This is a genomic window from Frigoribacterium sp. PhB116 (genome assembly GCF_004364285.1).
Taxonomy (GTDB): Bacteria; Actinomycetota; Actinomycetes; order Actinomycetales; family Microbacteriaceae; genus Frigoribacterium.
This window is the reverse complement of the sequence record NZ_SOBE01000001.1, coordinates 353,630-374,140: the sequence shown is the minus strand read 5'-3', so window position 1 is coordinate 374,140 and position 20,511 is coordinate 353,630. Positions and strand designations below refer to the sequence as shown.

Sequence of the window (20,511 nt, the reverse complement as noted above, 5' to 3'; positions counted from 1 at the left end):
TTCCGTAGAATGGTAAGAGTGTCAATCTCACCCGTAGAAGGTTCCTCCGTGCTCAGCGTGCGGGGTGCCCGAGTCCACAACCTCGACAACGTCGACCTCGAGATCCCCCGCGACTCGATGGTCGTGTTCACCGGCCTCTCCGGGTCGGGCAAGTCGTCCCTCGCGTTCGACACGATCTTCGCCGAGGGCCAACGGCGCTACGTCGAGTCGCTCTCCGCCTACGCGCGCCAGTTCCTCGGGCAGGTCGACCGCCCCGACGTCGACTTCATCGAGGGCCTCAGCCCGGCCGTGTCGATCGACCAGAAGTCGACGAACCGCAACCCACGGTCCACGGTCGGCACGATCACTGAGATCTACGACTACATGCGCCTGCTCTGGGCCCGCATCGGCATCGCGCACTGCGCCGTGTGCGGCGAGGTGATCAGCCGCCAGACCGTGCAGCAGATCGCCGACCAGCTGATGACGCTCGAGACCGGCACGCGCTTCCAGGTGCTGAGCCCCGTCGTCTCGCAGAAGAAGGGCGAGTTCGTCGATCTCTTCGCCGAGCTCGCCTCGAGCGGGTACTCCCGGGCGATCGTCGACGGCGAGCAGGTGCAGCTGAGCTCGCCGCCCAAGCTGAAGAAGCAGGTCAAACACGACATCTCGGTCGTCGTCGACCGACTCGTCGCCTCCGACGAGGGGCTCACGCGACTGACCGACTCGCTCGAGACCGCCCTGCGCCTGACCGACGGCCTCGTCACCGTCGACTTCGTCGACACGGACTCCGGCGCAGCGGGCAAGTACCGAACGTTCTCCGAGAAGCTCTCGTGCCCGAACGGCCACCCGGTGCAGCTCACCGAGATCGAGCCCCGCACCTTCTCGTTCAACGCCCCCTTCGGCGCCTGCCCCGAGTGCTCCGGCCTCGGGACGCGCATGTCGGTCGACACCGACCTCGTGCTCGGCGACCCCGACCTGAGCCTGGCCGAGGGCGTCATCCTGCCCTGGACCAACTCGGGCAAGGGCCTCTACAACTACTTCCAGAAGCTGCTCGAGGGGCTCGCGGCCGACCTCGACTTCAGCCTCAAGACCCCGTGGCGCGAGCTGCCGGCCCGCATCCAGCAGGCCGTCCTGCAGGGCAACGACTTCGAGGTGACCGTCAAGTGGAAGAACCGCTTCGGCCGTGAGATGAAGTACTCGACCGGGTTCGAGGGGGTGATGCCCTACATCGAGCGCAAGTACGCCGAGGCCGAGACCGACACACAGCGGCAGCGCTACTCCGAGTACCTCCGCGAGATCCCGTGCTCCGTCTGCGGCGGCAAGCGGTTGAAGCCCGAGGTGCTCGCGGTCACGGTCGCCGAGCAGAGCATCGCGGACGTCGCCGAGCTCAGCCTCACCGACGCGTTCGCGTTCATGAACGGGCTCACGCTGACGACCCGCGAGGCGCGCATCGCCGCACAGGTGCTCCGCGAGATCCGCGTGCGCCTCGAGTTCCTGCTCGAGGTGGGGCTCACCTACCTGTCCCTCGGCCGTGCCGCGGGGTCGCTCTCGGGCGGCGAGGCACAGCGCATCCGGCTGGCGACCCAGATCGGCTCGGGCCTGACGGGCGTGCTCTACGTGCTGGACGAGCCCAGCATCGGCCTTCACCAGCGCGACAACCGACGGCTGATCGACACCCTCGTCAAGCTCCGCGACCTCGGCAACACGCTCATCGTCGTCGAGCACGACGAGGACACGATCAAGACCGCCGACTGGGTCGTCGACATCGGACCGGGCGCCGGCGTCAACGGCGGCAAGGTCGTGCACTCGGGCAGCTACGAAGACCTGCTGACCAACACCGAGTCCTACACCGGCGACTACCTCGCCGGCCGCCGCTCGATCGCCACGCCGACCACGCGTCGCCCCGTCGACCGCGACCGCGTGGTCTCCGTCGTCGGCGCGAAGGCCAACAACCTGCGCGACGTCACCGTCGACTTCCCGCTCGGCGTCTTCGTCGCGGTGACCGGCGTGAGCGGCTCGGGCAAGTCCTCCCTGGTCAACGACATCCTCTACAAGGTGATGGCCAACAAGCTGAACGGTGCTCGCCAGATCCCGGGGCGCCACCTGCGGGTCACCGGTCTCGAGCACCTCGACAAGGTGGTGCACGTCGACCAGGCGCCGATCGGTCGGACGCCGCGCTCGAACCCCGCGACCTACACCGGCGTCTTCGACCGGATCCGCAACCTGTTCGCCGAGACCGTCGACGCGAAGGCCCGCGGCTACCTGCCGGGCCGGTTCAGCTTCAACGTCAAGGGCGGTCGCTGCGAGAACTGCGCGGGCGACGGCACGATCAAGATCGAGATGAACTTCCTGCCCGACGTCTACGTCGCCTGCGAGGTCTGCGGGGGCGCGCGCTACAACCGCGACACCCTCGCGGTCCAGTACAAGGGCAAGAACATCTCCGAGGTGCTCGACATGCCGATCAGCGAGGCGGCCGACTTCTTCGAGCCCATCTCGGCGATCTCGCGCTTCATGAAGACGCTGGTCGACGTCGGCCTCGGCTACGTGCGCCTCGGCCAGAGCGCGACCACCCTGAGCGGCGGCGAGGCGCAGCGGGTCAAGCTGGCGACCGAGCTGCAGAAGCGCTCGAACGGGCGCAGCATCTACGTGCTCGACGAGCCCACCACGGGCCTGCACTTCGAGGACGTCCGCAAGCTGCTGCTCGTGCTCGACGGCCTCGTCGACAAAGGCAACACCGTGATCACGATCGAGCACAACCTCGACGTGATCAAGTCGGCCGACTGGCTGATCGACATGGGCCCCGAGGGCGGAGCCGGGGGAGGCACCGTCCTCGCCACGGGCACGCCCGAGCACCTCGCCACCGTGCCGGAGAGCCACACCGGCGTGTTCCTCGCGGAGATCCTCGAGTCAGGCCACGCCGCGCCCGGCCCGGTCGCGGCCAAGAAGAAGAAGGTCGCGACGACGACGGGCAGCCGACGTCGGGAGGCAGTCGAGGCTCGATGAGCAACACGGTCTCCTGGCGGCCGCCAGCGCGTGAGATCCCGACCGACCCCGGGGTCTACCGCTGGCGGGACGAGCGCGGGCGTGTCCTCTACGTCGGCAAGGCGAAGAGCCTCCGTGCCCGGCTGAGCAACTACTTCGCGCCGTTGCCGACCCTGCACGAGCGCACGCGGCGGATGGTCCTCACGGCCCGCAGCGTCGAGTGGACGGTCGTCGGCAGCGACATCGAGGCGCTCCAGCTCGAGTACACCTGGATCAAGGAGTTCGACCCGCCCTTCAACGTCAAGTTCCGGGACGACAAGACGTACCCGTTCATGGCGGTGACCCTCGGCGACGAGGCCCCCCGGGTCATGGTCACGCGCAACCCGCGCATCAAGGGCGCGAAGTACTTCGGGCCGTACCCGAAGATCTGGGCCGTGCACGACACGATCGACCAGATGATCAAGGTCTTCCCGATCCGCACCTGCTCCGACAGCAGCTACAAGAAGGCGATGGAGACCGGCAAGCCGTGCTTCCCGGGCCAGATCGGTCGCTGCGGCGGGCCCTGCTCGCACAAGGTCTCGATCGAAGAGCACCGCGCGATCGTCGACGAGTTCGTCAAGTTCATGGGCAGCTACGACAAGAAGGTCATCGCCGACAAGCAGAAGGCGATGAAGACGGCCGCCCTCGAGCAGCGCTACGAGGAGGCGGCCCGCTACCGCGACCAGGTGCAGGCCCTCGAGGCGGTGCTCGACAAGTCGGCGGTCGTGCTGCGCGACTCCGTCGACCTCGACCTCTACGCCCTCGTCGAGGACGAGCTGGCGGCCGCCGTGCAGCTCTTCACCGTCCGCGGCGGCCGCATCCGCGGCTCCCGGGGCTGGGTCGTCGACAAGGAGATCGACATCACCTCAGGCGAGCTCGTCGAGCAGGTGCTGCAGGGCCGGTACACCGCCGGGTCCGAGGTGCCGCGCGAGATCGTCGTGACGACGGTGCCCGACGACAACGACGCCCTGGAGGCCGTCCTCAGCGAGATCCGGGGGAGAGGCAAGGTGCAGGTCCGCACCGCACAGCGAGGCGAGAAGGCTGCGCTCATGCAGACGGCCACGCTCAACGCGCAGCAGTCCCTGATGCTCTACAAGACCCGTCGCAGCGCCGACTTCGCGACGCGGTCCACCGCCCTGGCCGACATCCAGGAGGCGCTGGGCATGACCGAGGCGCCACTCCGGATGGAGTGCTACGACGTCTCGCACCTGTCCGGCACCAACATCGTCGCCTCGATGGTCGTCTTCGAGGACGGCCTGCCTCGCAAGGACCAGTACCGGCGCTTCAACATCCCGCAGTCGACCGACGACACGGAGTCGATCTACCAGACGCTCAGCAGGCGGCTCTCGCGCCTCGACGACGAACTCGCCCCGGTGGCCGAGGTCGGCGAGGAGCGCAAGCGCTTCGCCTACCGGCCGAACCTGCTGATCGTCGACGGGGGCCAGCCCCAGGTCGCCGCCGCCCGGCGGGCGCTCGACGACGCCGGGGTCACCGACATCGCGCTCTGCGGCATCGCCAAGCGGCTCGAGGAGATCTGGCTGCCCGACGACGACTTCCCCGTCATCCTGCCGCGCAATTCCGACGCGCTCTTCCTGATCCAGCGGATCCGCGACGAGGCCCACCGGTTCGCGATCACGCACCAGCGACAGCGTCGCAAGCGCGACATCACGACCCAGCTGGCCGAGATCCCCGGCCTCGGGCCGTCGCGCGTCGCTCGCCTGCTGAAGCACTTCGGCTCGGTGAAGAGGCTCAAGCAGGCCACGCCGGACGAGATCTCGTCGATCCGGGGCATCGGCCCGACGCTCGCCGCAGCCGTCGTCGGTCAGCTCGGGTCCGCGGAGGCCGGAGACGTCGAGCCCGACGCCGTCACCTCGGCCGACACCGACACCGACACCGACACCGATGCCTCGGTCGATGCCGAGGCGGCGGTCGAGACCACGAACGAGGCCGACGACGCCCGCGCTCCCGCCTAGACTCGACCCGCCCGTCCCGCACCGACCCGCCACCAGCGAAGGCCCCGCCACCATGAGCGACGCACACGAGCAGCAAGAGGTCATGATCGTCACCGGGATGTCCGGTGCCGGCCGGTCGACGGTCGGCAACGCCCTCGAGGATCTGGGCTGGTACGTGGTCGACAACCTGCCCGCCCAGATGCTGCGGCCCCTCCTCGACCTCGCCGAGCGCGCCGGCGACTCGCTGCCGAAGATCGCCGCGGTGGTCGACGTCCGAGGCGGTCGCCTCTTCTCCGAGGCGCAGGAGGCGGTGCGCACGCTCCGCGAGAGCATGCCGAGCAAGGTCCGCGTCCTGTTCCTCGACGCCACCGACGCCGCCCTCGTGCGCCGGTTCGAGCAGGTCCGTCGGCCGCACCCGCTCCAGGGGGACGGCACCCTGCTCGACGGCATCGTCGCCGAGCGCTCCCGGATGGAGGAGCTGCGCGAGACGAGCGACGTCATCATCGACACCTCCGAGCTGAACATCCACCAGCTCGCGACGACCATCACCGAGAAGTTCGCCGAGTCCGAGCGGGCCGGGGTGCAGGTCACGGTGCTGAGCTTCGGCTTCAAGTACGGGCTGCCCGCGGACGCCGACATGGTGGGCGACGCCCGGTTCCTGCCGAACCCGTTCTGGGTCCCCGAGCTCCGCTCGCAGACGGGCCTGGACGAGCCCGTGACGAGCTACGTGATGGCCCAGAGCGGGGCCCGCGACTTCGTCCGGGCCTTCGGCGCCGCCTGCGAGCCCGTCCTCGCCGGCTACCAGCGCGAGAACAAGAGACACGCTACGATCGCCATCGGCTGCACGGGCGGGAAGCACCGATCCGTCACCCTGGTCGGCGAGCTGGCGGCGCATCTGCGCGGGCTCCCCGGGGTGGCCGTCGCCGTGAAGCACCGCGACCTGGGCCGGGAGTGACCCGGCGGTCGCACGGGCGCGCCCTCCGGCTGCGCGGGGCCGTGCCCCGCACGCCCGACAACGACTGATGAAAGAGGAACGACCAGTGGCACAGACCGCCGACGTCAAAGAAGAACTCGCCCGCGTCGAGGTGAGCAGGACGACGGTCCGGGCCGCCGAGGTCGCGACCATCCTGCGTTTCGCCGGCGGGCTGCACGTCATCTCGGGCCGCATCGCCGTCGAGGCCGAGCTCGACAGCCCGGTGATCGCCCGCCGTGTCCGCAAGGACCTGGCCGAGCTCTACGGCGCGCGCAGCGACGTGTCCGTCGTGTCCGCGTCGGGGACGCGACGCACCGCCCAGTACCTCGTGCGCGTCCACGAGGCCGGCGAGACCCTGGCCCGCCAGACGGGTCTGATGGACGCCCGCCGCCGTCCGGTCCGCGGGCTGCCGAACCGTCTCACGACCGGGTCCCGCGACGACCTGGCGGCCATCTGGCGCGGTGCTTTCCTGGCCCAGGGCTCGTTGACCGACCCCGGCCGGTCCGCCTCGCTCGAGGTCGTCTGCCCCGGCAACGAGTCGGCCATGGCGCTCGTCGGCGCGGCCGGGCGGCTCGGCATCGCGGCCAAGGCCCGTGAGGTCCGCGGCGTCCACCGGGTGCTGGTCCGTGAGGGCGAGGCGATCAGCGCGATGTTGACGGTCATGGGCGCCCTCAAGAGCGTCAGCGAATGGGAGGAGATGCGCCAGCGCCGTGAGGTCCGGGCGACGGCCAACCGGCTCGTGAACTTCGACGACGCGAACCTGCGACGCAGCGCCCAGGCCGCCGTCGCCGCGTGCGCCCGGGTCGAGCGTGCCATGGAGCTGCTCGGCGAGGACATCCCCGACCACCTCAAGTACGCCGGCGACCTCCGCCTGGCACACCGTGACGCGAGCCTCGACGAGCTCGGCCACCACGCCGACCCGCCCATGACGAAGGACGCCGTCGCCGGGCGGATCCGCCGCCTCCTGGCCATGGCCGACAAGAAGGCGTCCGACCTCGGCCTGCCCGGGACCGAGGCCAGCCTGCCGTCCGACCTCGACCTCGACTGACGCCTCCGACGCAGGCGGCGCTGCCGGGGTCACGGAGGCGGTCGACTGGTACTGTCGTAGACGGACGCGAAGCCCGGTCGCCCCGGCCGGATCGTGAGCCACGGGCCTGGTCGCCCGCCCCCTCCACGCGTCCCCGCGACGCCTGATCAACAGGAGTTCCCTTGACCGTCAAGATCGGCATCAACGGCTTCGGTCGCATCGGCCGCAACTACTTCCGCGCGGCGCTCGCCAAGGGCACCGACATCGAGATCGTCGCCGTCAACGACCTGACCGACAACGCCGCCCTCGCGCACCTGCTCAAGTTCGACTCCATCACGGGCCGTCTCGATGCCACGGTCGAGCTCGACGGCGACTCGATCGTCGTCGACGGCAAGCCGATCAAGGTCCTCGCCGAGCGCGACCCCGCCAACCTGCCCTGGGGCGAGCTGGGCGTCGACATCGTCGTCGAGTCCACCGGCTTCTTCACGAAGGCGGAGGACGCGCAGAAGCACATCGACGCCGGCGCGAAGAAGGTCCTGATCTCGGCGCCCGCCACCGGCGACGACGCGACGATCGTCCTCGGCGTCAACGAGGGCATCTACGACCCCGCCAACCACCACATCATCTCGAACGCGTCGTGCACCACGAACAGCCTCGCGCCCCTGATGAAGGTCTTCCTCGACAACTTCGGGGTCGAGCGCGGCCTCATGACGACGGTGCACGCCTACACGGCCGACCAGAACCTGCAGGACGGCCCCCACAAGGACCCGCGTCGTGCCCGCGCCGCCGCGATCAACATCGTCCCCACCTCGACCGGTGCGGCCAAGGCCATCGGCCTCGTCATCCCCGAGCTGTCGGGCAAGCTCGACGGCTACGCGCTGCGCGTCCCGGTGCCGACCGGCTCGATCACCGACGTCACGCTGCAGACCAGCACCCCCGTCACGGTCGAGCAGATCAACGCGGCCTACAAGGCCGCGGCCGAGGGCGACCTCAAGGGCATCCTCCTCTACTCGGAGGACCCGCTCGTCTCGTCCGACATCACGACCGACCCGCACTCGTCGATCTACGACTCGGGCCTCACGAAGGTCATCGGCAACATGGTCAAGATCACGTCCTGGTACGACAACGAGTGGGGCTACTCGAACCGTCTCGTCGACCTGACGAAGTACGTCGCCGACCGCCTGTAGGCGTCCGCACCACGATCGACCCGGGAGGCGGTCAGGCCCTCGGCCTGGCCGCCTCCTCGTCTCTCCACCGACCCCCTCCACAGAATCGAGTTCCATGACCCTCCGAACCCTCGAGTCGCTCGGCTCGACGTCGGGAAAGCGCGTGATCGTCCGCTGCGACCTGAACGTCCCGCTGAAGGACGGCGCCATCACCGACGACGGCCGCGTCCGTGCATCCGTCGGCACCCTGCAGGCGCTCGTGGCCGACGGCGCCCGCGTCGTCGTCATCTCGCACCTCGGCCGCCCCGACGGCCGGCCCGTCGACGAGTTCAGCCTGCGCCCCGTGGCGGCCCGCCTCGGCGAGCTGCTCGACGCCGACGTCTCGTTCGTTCCCTCCACCGTCGGCAGCGAGGCCGAGGAGGCGGTGGCCGGCCTGGCCGACGGCCAGGTGGTCGTCCTCGAGAACCTCCGGTTCAGCCCGGCGGAGACCTCGAAGGACGCCGACGAGCGTCGCGCCTTCGCCGAGCAGCTCGCGGCGCACGGCGACCTGTTCGTCTCGGACGGCTTCGGCGTCGTGCACCGCGAGCAGGCCAGCGTCTACGAGCTGCCGCAGCTCCTCCCGAGCGCGGCCGGCACGCTCATCGAGACCGAGCTCTCCGTCCTGGAGAAGCTCACCGAGACGCCCGAGCGCCCCTACACGGTGGTGCTCGGCGGCTCGAAGGTGTCCGACAAGCTCGGCGTCATCGAGCACCTCCTGCCCCGCGTCGACTCGCTCCTGGTCGGCGGCGGCATGCTCTTCACGTTCCTCGCCGCACAGGGCCACGCCGTAGGCGGCAGCCTCCTCGAGAAGGACCAGCTCGACCGGGTGAGGGGCTACCTCGCCGACGCCGACGAGCGCGGCGTGCAGATCGTCCTGCCCACCGACGTCGTCGTCGCCTCGGCCTTCTCGGCCGACGCCGAGCACGCGGTCGTCCCTGCGGACGGCATCGAGACCTCCGAGCTCGGGGACGGGGCGATCGGCCTCGACATCGGACCGGACACGGCGACCCGCTTCGCGGAGATCGTCGCCGCCTCCAAGACCGTGTTCTGGAACGGGCCCATGGGCGTGTTCGAGTTCGACGCCTTCGCCCACGGCACGAAGACGGTCGCCGAGGCGCTCACGCGCGTCGACGGCCTGGGCGTCGTCGGGGGAGGGGACTCGGCCGCGGCCGTCCGTGCCCTCGGCTTCGACGACGACCAGTTCGGCCACATCTCCACCGGTGGTGGAGCCAGCCTCGAGTTCCTCGAGGGCAAACGACTCCCCGGACTGGAGGTCCTCGGATGGTGACCACGCGCACGCCCCTCATCGCCGGCAACTGGAAGATGAACCTCGACCACCTGCAGGCCATCGCCTTCGTGCAGAAGCTCGCCTGGAGCCTGAAGGACGCGAAGCACGACCACTCCTCCGTCGAGGCAGCCGTCTTCCCGCCCTTCACCGACCTGCGCAGCGTGCAGACCCTGCTCGACGCGGACGGCCTCTCGCTCGTCCTCGGCGCACAGGACCTGTCGGCGCACGACAGCGGTGCCTACACCGGCGAGGTCTCCGGCGCCTCCCTGGCGAAGCTCGACGTGCACTACGTCCTCGTGGGCCACTCCGAGCGCCGCACTCTGCACGCCGAGGACGACACGGTCGTCGCGACCAAGGTCGCGGCCGCGCACCGGAACGGGCTCGTCCCCGTGATCTGCGTCGGCGAGACCGCGGACGACCTCGAGACGCACGGGCCGAGCGCCGTCCCGGTCGCGCAGCTCCGCGCCTCCCTGGCCGGGGTCCCGGCCACGGCCGAGATCGTCGTCGCCTACGAGCCCGTCTGGGCGATCGGCTCGGGCAAGGCGGCGACCGCCGACCAGGCCGAGCAGGTCTGCGCAGCCCTCCGTCAGGCCCTCGTCGAGCTCGTCGGGGCCGATCGCGCCGCGGCGACCCGCATCCTCTACGGTGGCTCGGTCAAGTCGACGAACATCGCGTCGTTCCTGCGCGAGCCGAACGTCGACGGTGCGCTCGTCGGCGGTGCGAGCCTCGACGTGGACGAGTTCGCCCGCATCGTGCGCTTCGAGTCCCACGTCGGCGTCTGACGTCGACCGACAGACGGGTCCCTCTCCCGCCCGCGGGTGAGGGACCCGTCGCCGCGTGCGGCAGTTATACTCGTCAACGGTCTCACCGCATCGAAAGGTCCCCCTTGGAAATTCTGCAGGTCATCTTGCAGGTGCTGCTCGGCATCACGAGCCTCCTGCTGACCCTCCTCATCTTGCTGCACCGCGGTCGCGGCGGCGGTCTGTCCGACATGTTCGGCGGCGGTGTCACGAGCAACCTCGGTGCATCCGGGGTCGCCGAGCGCAACCTGAACCGCATCACCGTGTTCCTCGGGCTCGTCTGGATCACGTGCATCGTGGTCCTCGGCCTCATCACGAAGTTCTCGGCGGTCAGCTGATGGCCTCCGGAGGCAGCGCCATCCGTGGCTCGCGCGTCGGTGCCGGTCCCATGGGCGAGCAGGACCGCGGGTACCACGCCGAGCGCGTGACCATCTCGTACTGGGACGCCCTGGGCAACGAGGTCGTCCGCCACTTCGCCGCGAACGTGCCTGACGAAGAGATCCCCGAGACGGTCGACTCCCCGTCCAGCGGCCTCCCCGCCGGACGCGACAAGGCCAATCCGCCGACGGTCGCCAAGCTCGAGCCCTACAAGACGCACCTCGCGTACGTCAAGGAGCGACGCTCCGAGGAGGAGGCGGCCCAGCTCCTGGAGGAGGCGCTGCAGCAGCTGCGCGTCCGCCGGGGCAAGGCCTAGCCAGACCCACCGAGACCGGTCGTCACCGGTCGCCCACGAGAGAAGCCCCGCAGCTCGGCTGCGGGGCTTCTCTCGTGTCGAGGCCCGGTCCGTCACCGGACCGGGCCCACGGATCAGTAGGTCGAGGCGATCAGGTTCTCGGGGACCTCGGACGCGGCGTCGCTGTCCACGAAGAACACCGTGCGCTTGCGGCCCTTGACCCCCGCCACGGGGACCTGGTCGGCACCGGCACCGGCGAGGGCGAGACCCAGCGACGACGCCTTCTCCGCGCCGGCGAGGATCATCCACACCCGCTGCGAGTTGTTGATCACCGGCAGGCTCAACGTGAGCCGGACGGGCGGCGGCTTGGGGGAGTCGTCCACCGTCAGCACGGTCGGTCCGCTCATCCGCACCTGGGGCGCGTCCGGGAAGAGCGAGGCGACGTGGCCGTCGGGGCCCACACCGAGCAGCGTGATGTCGAAGCGAGGCGCCTCGTCGTCGCCCTGGGCGTGCTCGAGGAGCTCGGCCCGGTACGCGACCGCGGCGGCCTCGACGTCGGCGAACTCGCCCACGGCACCGAAGCGGTGCACATTCTGCGGCTCGACCCCGATGTGGCCGAGCAGGTCGATCTCGGCCTGCCGGTCGTTGCGGTCGTCGTGACCGCTCTCGACCCAGCGCTCGTCGGCCCACCAGAACGAGACCTTCGACCAGTCGACGCTGTCCCGCGCGGGGGAGGCGTTGATGGCCGCGAGCACGACCGTGCTCACCGACCCGCCGCTGACGACGACGGAGGCGTAGTTCTGCTCCTCCAGGACGTCGATGATCTTGGTGATGAAGCGCGCGGCGACCGAGGCGCCCAGCGATTCCTTGTCGGGGTGAACCAGCACCCGGCGTTCGTTGCTCACTGTGTCAGTCTGCCCTAGTTGCTCTCGACGGGCTCCGCCAGCTGGCGGACCCCCTGCTTCACGACGTCCCCGAAGAGGTCGTCGGGGTCGAGTCTACGGAGTTCCTCCGCGAGGCAGTCGCGCAGCGACCGGCGTGGCAGCGAGAGGTCGTGGGTGGGCTGGTCGGGCTGCGTCAACGTGGCGACGTCGACGACGGCTCGTTCCAGCACGATCGGCCCGGAGGGCCGGACGAGCCGGACCCCGTGGATGCCGCTGGACCCGTTGCCCCGCGTCAGCTCGTTCACGACGGGCACCTGGAGCTGCAGCCGGAGCCACGCGGCCAGCAGGAGCGTCGACGGGGAGTCGGGGGCACCGTCGACCCGGACCTCGGTCACGGGCTCGTAGGGCGGCTGGTCGAGGACGGCCGCGAGCTGGGTGCGCCAGAGCGTGAGGCGCGTCCACGCGAAGTCCGTGTCGCCGGGCTGGTAGGTCTCGGCGAGGTCGACGATGCTCTGACGCGGGTTCGGCTGGCTGGCCGCGTCGGTGATGCGGCGCTGGGCGATGCGCCCGAGAGGCGACTCGGCGACGACCTCGGGAGCGCGACCGGGCCACCAGACGACGACGGGGGCGTCAGGCAGCAGGAGACCGGTGACCAGCCCCTCCTCGTCGCTCGCGGTGTCGCCGTAGGCGCGCAGGAGGATGACCTCGCTCGCGCCCGCGTCCCCGCCGACCCGGATCTGGGCGTCGAGCCGGGGCTCCTCGTCGTCGCCGCCCGGGGCGGTCGACACCACGATGACGCGCATGGGGTGCTCACGGGACGCGTCGTTCGCGGCCTCGATGGCCTCCTCCTCCTCGCCGTGGCTCGTCGAGATGATGAGGGTGAGCACGCGCCCGAGCGCGACGACGCCGCCCTCCTCGCGGATGGTGACGAGCGTCTTCTGCACTCGGCTGATGGTGCTGGCGGGCAGATCGACGATCACGGGCGTCTCCAGGTGCGGCCGTCACGGGCCATGAGTTCATCGGCGGACTGGGGGCCCCACGTTCCGGGGCGGTACTGCTCGGGCTGGCCCTGGGTCGCCCAGAACTCCTCGATCGGGTCGAGGATCTTCCAGGAGAGCTCGACCTCCTCGTGTCGGGGGAACAGGGGCGGGTCGCCCAGCAGGACGTCGAGGATGAGGCGCTCGTAGGCCTCGGGGCTCGCCTCGGTGAAGGCGTGGCCGTAGCCGAAGTCCATCGTGACGTCGCGCACCTGGGTGCCGATCCCGGGGACCTTCGAGCCGAAGCGCAGGGTGACGCCCTCGTCGGGCTGCACGCGGATCACCAGGGCGTTCTGCCCCAGCGAGGTCTGAGTTCCGAAGATGTTCTCGGGCACCTGCTTGAAGACCACGGCGATCTCGGTCACGCGACGCCCCAGGCGCTTGCCGGCCCGGAGGTAGAAGGGCACGCCGGCCCAGCGCCGCGTCGCGATCTCGAGCTTCACCGCGGCGAAGGTCTCGGTGACGCTCTCGGGGTTCATCCCCTCCTCGTCGAGGAACCCGAGCACCCTCTCGCCGCCCTGCCAGCCTCCCGAGTACTGGCCGCGGGCAGTGCCGGCGGCGATGTCCTCGGGGATGCGCACCGCGGAGAGGACCTTCTCCTTCTCGGCACGGAGGTGCGACGCCGCGAACGTGACCGGCTCCTCCATGGCCGTCAGGGCCAGGAGCTGTAGGAGGTGGTTCTGGATGACGTCGCGAGCGGCACCGATGCCGTCGTAGTAGCCGGCACGGCCACCGACCCCGATGTCCTCCGCCATCGTGATCTGCACGTGGTCGACGTAGTTCGAGTTCCAGAGGGGCTCGTACATCTGGTTGGCGAAACGGAGGGTCAAGAGGTTCTGGACCGTCTCCTTGCCCAGGTAGTGATCGATCCGGAAGACCGAGTCGGGCTCGAAGACGCTCTCGACCACGGCGTTCAGCTCGCGGGCGGTCTTGAGGTCGCTGCCGAACGGCTTCTCGATCACCACGCGGCGCCACGCGCCGTCCTTCTCCTCGGCCAGGCCGCTGCTGCGCAGCTGCTCGGTGACCATCGGGAAGGCCTTGGGCGGGATCGAGAGGTAGAAGGCGTGGTTGCCCATCGTGCCGCGCTCACGGTCGAGCTCCTCGATCGTGTCCTTGAGGCGCGTGAACGAGTCGGCGTCGTCGAAGGTGCCCTGCACGAAGCGGAAGCCCTCCTTCAGCTGACGCCAGACGTCCTCGTCGAAGGGAGTACGGGCGTGCTGCTTGACCGCCTCGTAGACGACCTGCTCGAAGTCCTGGCCCTCGAACTCGCGGCGGGCGAACCCGACGAGCGCGAACCCGGGGGGCAGGAGGCCGCGGTGGGCGAGGTCGTACACGGCCGGCATGAGCTTCTTGCGCGACAGGTCGCCGGTGACGCCGAAGATGATGAGGCCGCTCGGGCCGGCGATCCGGTTCAGGCGTCGATCGGAGGGCAGCCGCAGGGGGTTGTGCTCCGGCGTGATCTCGACGGGTGACATCGTGGTGGTTCCTTCAGGGTCGTTCTCTCGGGCACGGTCGCGCGGCACGTGGTCGTCCGACCACGGCGAAGGGGGCCGGCGTCCTCACGGACGCCGGCCCCCTCACGCTCAGCGGACTGCGGCGAGCAGTGCGGGCAGTGCGCCCGCCACGTCGTCGACGGTCAGCCGGAGCACGGGACGACCGTGGTCGGCCAGCACGGTCGCGTCGCCGGCGGCCTGCGCCTGGACGAGCTGCCCGAAGGTGAACGGGCTCTCCGGGATCTCCAGGTCGGTGGACGCCGTCTGGGTGATCTGGAGGAACACGCCGTTGGCGGGCCCGCCCTTGTGGTACTGGCCCGTGGAGTGCAGGAAGCGAGGTCCCCACCCGAAGGTGACGGGACGCTTCGTGCGCGCCGCGAGCACGTCGCGGAGCTCCTCGAGCTGCGGGTAGGCCACGCGGTCGGCGTAGGCCTGGATCGACAGGTAACCGTCGTCGGTCAGGGCCGACAGGAGGGACGAGACAGCCGACTCGAGCGAGTCGCCGAGCTCGACGCCGCCGACCTCGCGGACCTCGACGCCCTCGGCGGTGAACGCCGGGGGAGTCGGGGCCGGACGGTCGTCGAGCAGCGCACGCGTGGCGACCTTCGCCGACTCGACGTCGGGCTGGTCGAACGGGTTGATGTCGAGCAGGCGCCCGGCCACCGCGACGGCGTACTCCCAGACCATGATCTGACCGCCGAGCGATCCGGAGATCTCGACCTCGCCGGGGGCGACCTCACGGGTCTCCGCCGCGTTCGCGACCAGGCGCACGACCTGCACGTCGTGCAGGCCCAGGCTGATCTCCGGAGCGTCCGTGCCGAGCACGACGGGGAGGAGGCCGCGGCCCTGCTTGCCCGTCGACTCGGCGATCAGCTGCTCGGCCCAGTCGGGGAACCCGATGATGTGCGTGCCGTCGGCGACGATCGCGATCTTGTCGCGCAGGGGCGAGGTGCCCGCGAGGACGGCGCCCAGCACGAGGCCGGGGTTGTCCGCGCTGTCCTGCGAGAGCTCGACCGTGACGGCGTCCGCCTCGGCGAGCAGCTCGCGGATGTCGGCACCGGCCAGGCCGGACGGCACGAGGCCGAAGGCCGACAGCGCCGAGTAGCGGCCGCCGATGGCAGGGTCGGCGTTGAAGACACGGTAGCCGGCCTCTCGGGCCTGCCCGTCCAGGGGCGAGCCCGGGTCGGTGACGACCACGATGCGCTCGACCGGGTCGATGCCGGCGTCGCGGAAGGCCTTCTCGAAGGTCTTGCGCTGGCTGGCGGTCTCGACGGTCGAGCCGGACTTCGACGACACGACGAGCACGGTCCGCTCGAGGCGGTCGTGCAGGGCCGTGAGGACCTGGCCGGGCTCCGTGGCGTCGAGCACGGTCAGCTCGACGCCGTAGGTGCGCGTGATGACCTCGGGGGCCAGCGACGAGCCGCCCATGCCCGCGAGCACGACGTGGTCGACGCCCTTGGCGGCGAGCTCCTCGCGGAGCGCGTCGATCTCGTCGAGGAGGGGCGTGGAGACCACGACGGCCTCGGTCCAGCCGAGACGCTTGGCCGACTCCTCCTCGGCGTCCGGGCCCCAGAGGGTGGGGTTCTGCGCCGTGATGCCGGAGGCGACGAGGTCGCTGACCAGCTGGGGCACGACGGTCTCGACGGCGGTGGCCGCGTCGCCGCTCGCGGCGATCGTGATGGTCACTTGGCGTCCTCCGCGGTGGGCTTCGAGGACTCGAGGGCTGCGGTGACGGTGTCGAGCAGCTCGTTCCAGGAGACGATGAACTTCTCCACGCCCTCCTTCTCGAGCAGCTCGGTGACCTCGTCGTACGAGACGCCCTGGGCCGCGATCGCGTCCATGACCTCGTTGGCGGAGGCGTAGGAGCCGCTGATCGAGTCGCCACGGACCTCGCCGTGGTCGAAGGTGGCCTCGAGGGTCTTCTCGGGCATCGTGTTGACGACGTCAGCGGCGACGAGCTCGACCACGTAGGTCGTGTCGAGGACGGCAGGGTCCTTGACGCCGGTCGAGGCCCAGAGGGGACGCTGCTTGTTGGCGCCGGCGGCGAGCAGGCCCTTCGCGCGCTCGGTGTCGAAGGCCTGGACGTAGGCCTCGTAGGCGAGCTGGGCGTTCGCGACGCCCGCCTTGCCCTTGAGCGCCGTGGCCTCGTCGGTGCCGACGGCCTCGAGGCGCTTGTCGATCTCGCTGTCGACGCGCGACACGAAGAACGACGCGACGGAGTGGATCTCGCTGATGTCGATGCCCGCGGCCTTGGCCTGCTCGAGACCGGTGAGGTAGGCGTTGATGACGGCGCGGTAGCGCTCGAGGCTGAAGATCAGGGTGACGTTGACGCTGATGCCCTTGGCGATCACGGCGGTGATGGCCTCGAGGCCCTCGACCGTCGCGGGGATCTTGATGAGCGCGTTGGGACGACCCACCTTGGCGGCGAGCTTGACGGCCTGGTCGATGGTGCCCTGCGCGTCGTGCGCGAGGCCCGGCTCGACCTCGATCGACACGCGGCCGTCGAAGCCCTTCGTGTCGTCGTAGATGCCGCGGAAGATGTCGCAGGCGCGGGTGACGTCGTCGGTCGTGATCTCGAAGACCGCGTCGGTGACGCTCACGCCGGTCTTGGCGAGCAGCGCGACCTGGTCGTCGTAGGCCTCGCCCTTGGCGAGGGCCGACGCGAAGATGGTCGGGTTCGTGGTGACGCCCACGACGTTGCGCTCGGCGATCAGCTTCTCGAGGCCGCCGGCGTTGATGCGCTCACGCGAGAGGTCGTCGAGCCAGATGCTGACGCCCGCGGCGGAGAGCTGTGCGGTGTTGGTGTCGGTCATGTCGTTCTCTTCTTTCTTGCCGGCGCTCAGAGAGCGGCCAGCGAGTCCTTGACGGCGGCCACGGCGGCTTCGGTGGTGATGCCGAACTCGCGGTAGAGCGTCTTGTAGTCGGCGGAGGCACCGAAGTGCTCGATGGAGATGCTGCGTCCGGCGTCGCCGACGATGCCGCGCCACGGGAGCGCGACGCCTGCCTCGATCGAGACGCGGGCCTTGACGGCGGCCGGGAGGACCGCCTCCTTGTACTCGGCGCTCTGCTCGTCGAACCACTCGAGGCTGGGAGCCGACACGACGCGGGCGTTGATGCCCTCGCCGCGCAGGACCTCGCGGGCCTCGACGGCGATCTGCACCTCGGAGCCCGTGGCGATCAGGATCACGTCGGGCGTGCCGCCGGGAGCCTCGGCGAGGACGTAGGCGCCCTTGGCGACGTTCGCGGCCGACGCGAAGACGTCGCCCTCGGCGTCGCCGTCGCCGCGCTCGAAGACGGGCAGGTTCTGGCGGCTGAGCGCCAGGCCGGCCGGGCCGTCGAAGCGGTCGAGGATGGTCTTCCAGGCCCACGCGGTCTCGTTGGCGTCGGCGGGGCGCACCACGGCGAAGTCGGGGATCGCGCGGAGGGCTGCGAGCTGCTCGACCGGCTGGTGCGTGGGGCCGTCCTCGCCGAGCGCGACGGAGTCGTGGGTCCAGACGTACGTCACCGGCGACTTCATCAGGGCGGCGAGACGCACGGCGGGGCGCATGTAGTCGCTGAAGATGAGGAAGGTGCCGCCGAACACGCGCGTGTTGCCGTGCAGGGCGATGCCGTTCATGATCGAGCCCATTGCGTGCTCGCGGATGCCGAAGTGCAGCACGCGACCGTAGGGGTTGCCCTGCCACTCGTGGGTCGACCACTCGGTCGGCACGAAGGAACCGCCGCCGTTGATGGTCGTGAGGTTCGACTCGGCGAGGTCGGCGGAGCCGCCCCAGAACTCGGGGACGACGCCGGCGATGGCGTTGATGACCTTGCCGGAGGCGGCTCGGGTCGAGACCTCCTTGTCGGTCGGGAAGACCGGCAGCGCCTCGTCGAGGCCCTCGGGCAGCTCGCCCTTCAGGACGCGGTCGAGGAGGGTCTTCTTGTCGGGGTTGGCCGAGGCCCACTCGTCGAACGACGTGCGCCACTCGGCGTGCTGCGCCTGGCCGCGCTCGACGGCCTTGCGGGTGTGCTCGAGGACCTCGGGGTCGACGTCGAAGGTCTTCTCGGGGTCGAAGCCGAGCACCTCCTTCAGGCCCGCCAGCTCTTCTGCGCCGAGCGCCGAGCCGTGGATCTTGCCGGAGTTCTGCTTCTTGGGCGAGGGCCAGCCGATGATCGTCTTGAGGATGATCAGCGAGGGCTTGCTCGTCTCGGCCTTGGCGGCCTCGATCGCGTCGTTGAGGGCGGCGACGTCCTCGACGTACTCGCCGGTCTTCTTCCAGTCGACGACCTGGACCTGCCAGTCGTACGCCTCGTAGCGCGCGTGGACGTCCTCGGTGAAGGCGATGTTGGTGTCGTCCTCGATCGAGATCTGGTTGGAGTCGTAGATCACGACGAGGTTGCCGAGCTGCTGGTGACCGGCGAGCGAGGACGCCTCGCTGGTGACGCCCTCCTGCAGGTCGCCGTCGCCGGCGATGACGTAGACGAAGTGGTCGAACGGCGAGGTGCCGACGGCGGCCTCGGGGTCGAACAGGCCGCGCTCGAAGCGGGCGGCGTAGGCCATGCCCACGGCGGAGGCGAGGCCCTGGCCGAGGGGACCGGTGGTGATCTCGACGCCGTCGGTGTGGCCGTACTCGGGGTGGCCGGGCGTCTTCGAGCCCCAGGTGCGCAGCGCCTTGAGGTCGTCGAGCTCGAGGCCGTAGCCGCCGAGGTAGAACTGGACGTACTGGGTCAGCGAGCTGTGCCCGACCGAGAGGACGAAGCGGTCGCGGCCGATCCACTCGCTGTCGCTGGGGTCACGACGCATGACCTTCTGGAAGAGGAGGTACGCGGCGGGCGCGAGGCTCATCGCCGTCCCCGGGTGGCCGTTCCCGACCTTCTCGACCGAGTCGGCCGCGAGGACGCGGACCGTGTCGACGGCCTTGTTGTCAATGGATTCCCACTGCAGATCTGCCACTTGGAGATGACCCTTCTTGTTGCGAACTGCGCGGGGTCGATTCGCTCCCGCGCTGACATGCGCCTGCCGAGACGTCGTCGGCTGCGGCCGCTCGGGCACGGACCGGAGGTCGCGCGACAGGGAGCCGATGGTTCGATGTCGAGGATTCCGTCGCCGTGCGGGCGTGCGACTGGCAAGCACCTGCAAGTATAGGGACGAAAGGGCTCGCTCCGCCCGCAGGAAGCGCCCTGTTCCGCCGTCAGCGTCGCCGGTCATCGCCTAGACTCGCTGGTTCGCCTAGACTCTCCGCGCCGAACCGTACATCTCGTCAGAGGGACCCATGACCGCAGCCATCGACACCCGCCCCACCACCGGACCCCGGGGCATCCGTCGCAAGGCTGGCGCCTACGTCGCGCTCACGAAGCCCCGCGTGATGGAGCTGCTGCTCGTCACCACGGCACCGACCATGTTCCTGGCCCAGGGCGGCGTGCCGAACCTGTGGCTCGTCGCGGCCACGCTCATCGGCGGGGCGCTCAGCGCCGGCTCGGCCTCCGCGTTCAACTGCTACATCGACCGCGACATCGACCGCATCATGAAGCGGACCCAGGGTCGCCCGCTCGTCACCGGCGAGGTGACGGACCGCGAGGCGCTGGCGTTCTCCTGGATCGTGGGCCTCGCCTCCATCGTCTGGCTCGCCCTGACGGTCAACCTCCTGTCGGCCGCCCTGTCGCTCGGCGCGATCTTGTTCTACGTGATCGTGTACACGCTGTGGCTCAAGCGCCGCACGCCGCAGAACATCGTCTGGGGCGGCATCGCAGGGTGCATGCCCGTCCTGATCGGCTGGGCCGCCGTCACGAACGACCTCAGCTGGCCGCCGGTCATCCTCTTCATGGTGATCTTCCTCTGGACGCCGCCGCACTACTGGCCCCTCTCCATGAAGTACCGGGACGACTACGCCGCCGCGTCGGTGCCCATGCTCGCGGTCGTCCGCGGCCGGTCGTCCGTCGGCCTCCAGGTGATCCTGTACGCATGGGCCACGGTCGCCTGCTCACTGCTGCTCGTCCCCGTCGCCCACATGGGAGTGCTGTACACGGTCGTCGCCCTCGCGAGCGGCACCTGGTTCGTCTGGGAGTCGCACCGCCTGTACAGCCGTGCGATCCAGCACGTCGCCGAGGTCCGCCCGATGCGCGTGTTCCACAGCTCGATCACGTACCTGACGCTGCTCTTCATCGCCGTCGGCATCGATCCGCTGCTGCCGTTCTGAGGCGCC

Annotated in this window: 16 protein-coding genes; 10 read left to right on the top strand and 6 right to left on the bottom strand. The window is 70.0% G+C overall.

Features of this window, described 5'->3' with window-relative positions:
- Positions 1 to 9: 9 nt before the first annotated feature.
- The 9 genes from uvrA (at position 10) to EDF20_RS01645 (ending at position 10,936) form a co-directional block, all read left to right on the top strand.
- Entirely contained in the window at positions 10 to 2,979 is a 2,970-nt protein-coding gene (gene uvrA, locus EDF20_RS01685; protein ID WP_133737519.1) for an excinuclease ABC subunit UvrA, read from the top strand.
- Positions 2,976 to 4,970, top strand: a complete 1,995-nt coding sequence (gene uvrC, locus EDF20_RS01680) for an excinuclease ABC subunit UvrC (protein ID WP_123545828.1) — start codon at positions 2,976 to 2,978, stop codon at positions 4,968 to 4,970. Before uvrA ends, uvrC begins: the two co-directional genes overlap by 4 nt.
- 52 nt (positions 4,971 to 5,022) lie before the next feature.
- Entirely contained in the window at positions 5,023 to 5,904 is an 882-nt protein-coding gene (rapZ, locus tag EDF20_RS01675; RefSeq protein WP_123545826.1) for an RNase adapter RapZ, read from the top strand.
- Between the two features lie 85 nt (positions 5,905 to 5,989).
- On the top strand, positions 5,990 to 6,970 hold the full coding sequence (whiA, locus tag EDF20_RS01670) for a DNA-binding protein WhiA (protein WP_123545824.1): 981 nt from the start codon (positions 5,990 to 5,992) through the stop codon (positions 6,968 to 6,970).
- Positions 6,971 to 7,131: 161 nt separating this feature from the next.
- Entirely contained in the window at positions 7,132 to 8,136 is a 1,005-nt protein-coding gene (gene gap, locus EDF20_RS01665; protein WP_123545822.1) for a type I glyceraldehyde-3-phosphate dehydrogenase, read from the top strand.
- A gap of 94 nt (positions 8,137 to 8,230) precedes the next feature.
- Positions 8,231 to 9,442, top strand: coding sequence for a phosphoglycerate kinase (locus EDF20_RS01660; protein ID WP_123545820.1), 1,212 nt, complete (start codon positions 8,231 to 8,233; stop codon positions 9,440 to 9,442).
- A complete protein-coding gene (gene tpiA / locus EDF20_RS01655; RefSeq protein ID WP_133737518.1) occupies positions 9,436 to 10,224 on the top strand; it encodes a triose-phosphate isomerase in 789 nt (262 codons plus the stop codon). The genes EDF20_RS01660 and tpiA overlap by 7 nt, the downstream gene beginning before the upstream one ends.
- Positions 10,225 to 10,328: 104 nt before the next feature.
- On the top strand, positions 10,329 to 10,580 hold the full coding sequence (secG, locus tag EDF20_RS01650) for a preprotein translocase subunit SecG (RefSeq protein WP_056054823.1): 252 nt from the start codon (positions 10,329 to 10,331) through the stop codon (positions 10,578 to 10,580).
- On the top strand, positions 10,580 to 10,936 hold the full coding sequence (locus EDF20_RS01645) for an RNA polymerase-binding protein RbpA (RefSeq protein ID WP_123545816.1): 357 nt from the start codon (positions 10,580 to 10,582) through the stop codon (positions 10,934 to 10,936). Before secG ends, EDF20_RS01645 begins: the two co-directional genes overlap by 1 nt.
- 113 nt (positions 10,937 to 11,049) lie before the next feature.
- Here the strand turns inward: EDF20_RS01645 and pgl are convergent, their stop codons facing one another.
- The 6 genes from pgl to tkt all read right to left on the bottom strand — a co-directional run bounded on the left by pgl (position 11,050) and on the right by tkt (position 19,262).
- On the bottom strand, positions 11,050 to 11,820 hold the full coding sequence (pgl, locus tag EDF20_RS01640; RefSeq protein WP_123545814.1) for a 6-phosphogluconolactonase: 771 nt from the start codon (positions 11,818 to 11,820) through the stop codon (positions 11,050 to 11,052).
- Positions 11,821 to 11,834: 14 nt separating this feature from the next.
- Positions 11,835 to 12,779, bottom strand: coding sequence for a glucose-6-phosphate dehydrogenase assembly protein OpcA (locus EDF20_RS01635; RefSeq protein ID WP_123545812.1), 945 nt, complete (start codon positions 12,777 to 12,779; stop codon positions 11,835 to 11,837).
- Positions 12,776 to 14,311 carry a glucose-6-phosphate dehydrogenase gene (zwf, locus tag EDF20_RS01630; RefSeq protein WP_123545810.1) on the bottom strand — a complete coding sequence of 512 codons (1,536 nt, stop codon included), beginning with the start codon at positions 14,309 to 14,311 and terminating at the stop codon, positions 12,776 to 12,778. Before zwf ends, EDF20_RS01635 begins: the two co-directional genes overlap by 4 nt.
- A 108-nt stretch (positions 14,312 to 14,419) precedes the next feature.
- Complete coding sequence (locus tag EDF20_RS01625) at positions 14,420 to 16,015, bottom strand: glucose-6-phosphate isomerase (protein WP_123545809.1); 1,596 nt, start codon at positions 16,013 to 16,015, stop codon at positions 14,420 to 14,422.
- Positions 16,012 to 17,142, bottom strand: coding sequence for a transaldolase (gene tal / locus EDF20_RS01620; protein ID WP_123545806.1), 1,131 nt, complete (start codon positions 17,140 to 17,142; stop codon positions 16,012 to 16,014). The genes EDF20_RS01625 and tal overlap by 4 nt, the downstream gene beginning before the upstream one ends.
- Before the next feature lie 26 nt (positions 17,143 to 17,168).
- Positions 17,169 to 19,262: a transketolase gene (gene tkt / locus EDF20_RS01615; RefSeq protein WP_123545804.1), complete on the bottom strand. Its 2,094-nt coding sequence runs from the start codon at positions 19,260 to 19,262 to the stop codon at positions 17,169 to 17,171.
- Positions 19,263 to 19,581: 319 nt separating this feature from the next.
- On the opposite strand from tkt, the gene EDF20_RS01610 reads away from it, so the two are divergent.
- Positions 19,582 to 20,505 (top strand): heme o synthase, encoded by a 924-nt coding sequence (locus tag EDF20_RS01610; protein WP_123545802.1) that lies wholly within the window; start codon positions 19,582 to 19,584, stop codon positions 20,503 to 20,505.
- Positions 20,506 to 20,511: the final 6 nt, after the last annotated feature.

Coding starts and splice junctions, on each gene's coding strand:
- tal (WP_123545806.1), bottom strand. CDS start 17,142: ATGACCGACACCAACACCGCACAGCTCTCCGCCGCGGGCGTCAGCATC.
- uvrA (WP_133737519.1), top strand. CDS start 10: ATGGTAAGAGTGTCAATCTCACCCGTAGAAGGTTCCTCCGTGCTCAGC.
- tpiA (WP_133737518.1), top strand. CDS start 9,436: ATGGTGACCACGCGCACGCCCCTCATCGCCGGCAACTGGAAGATGAAC.
- EDF20_RS01610 (WP_123545802.1), top strand. CDS start 19,582: ATGACCGCAGCCATCGACACCCGCCCCACCACCGGACCCCGGGGCATC.
- EDF20_RS01660 (WP_123545820.1), top strand. CDS start 8,231: ATGACCCTCCGAACCCTCGAGTCGCTCGGCTCGACGTCGGGAAAGCGC.
- zwf (WP_123545810.1), bottom strand. CDS start 14,311: ATGTCACCCGTCGAGATCACGCCGGAGCACAACCCCCTGCGGCTGCCC.
- EDF20_RS01645 (WP_123545816.1), top strand. CDS start 10,580: ATGGCCTCCGGAGGCAGCGCCATCCGTGGCTCGCGCGTCGGTGCCGGT.
- uvrC (WP_123545828.1), top strand. CDS start 2,976: ATGAGCAACACGGTCTCCTGGCGGCCGCCAGCGCGTGAGATCCCGACC.
- rapZ (WP_123545826.1), top strand. CDS start 5,023: ATGAGCGACGCACACGAGCAGCAAGAGGTCATGATCGTCACCGGGATG.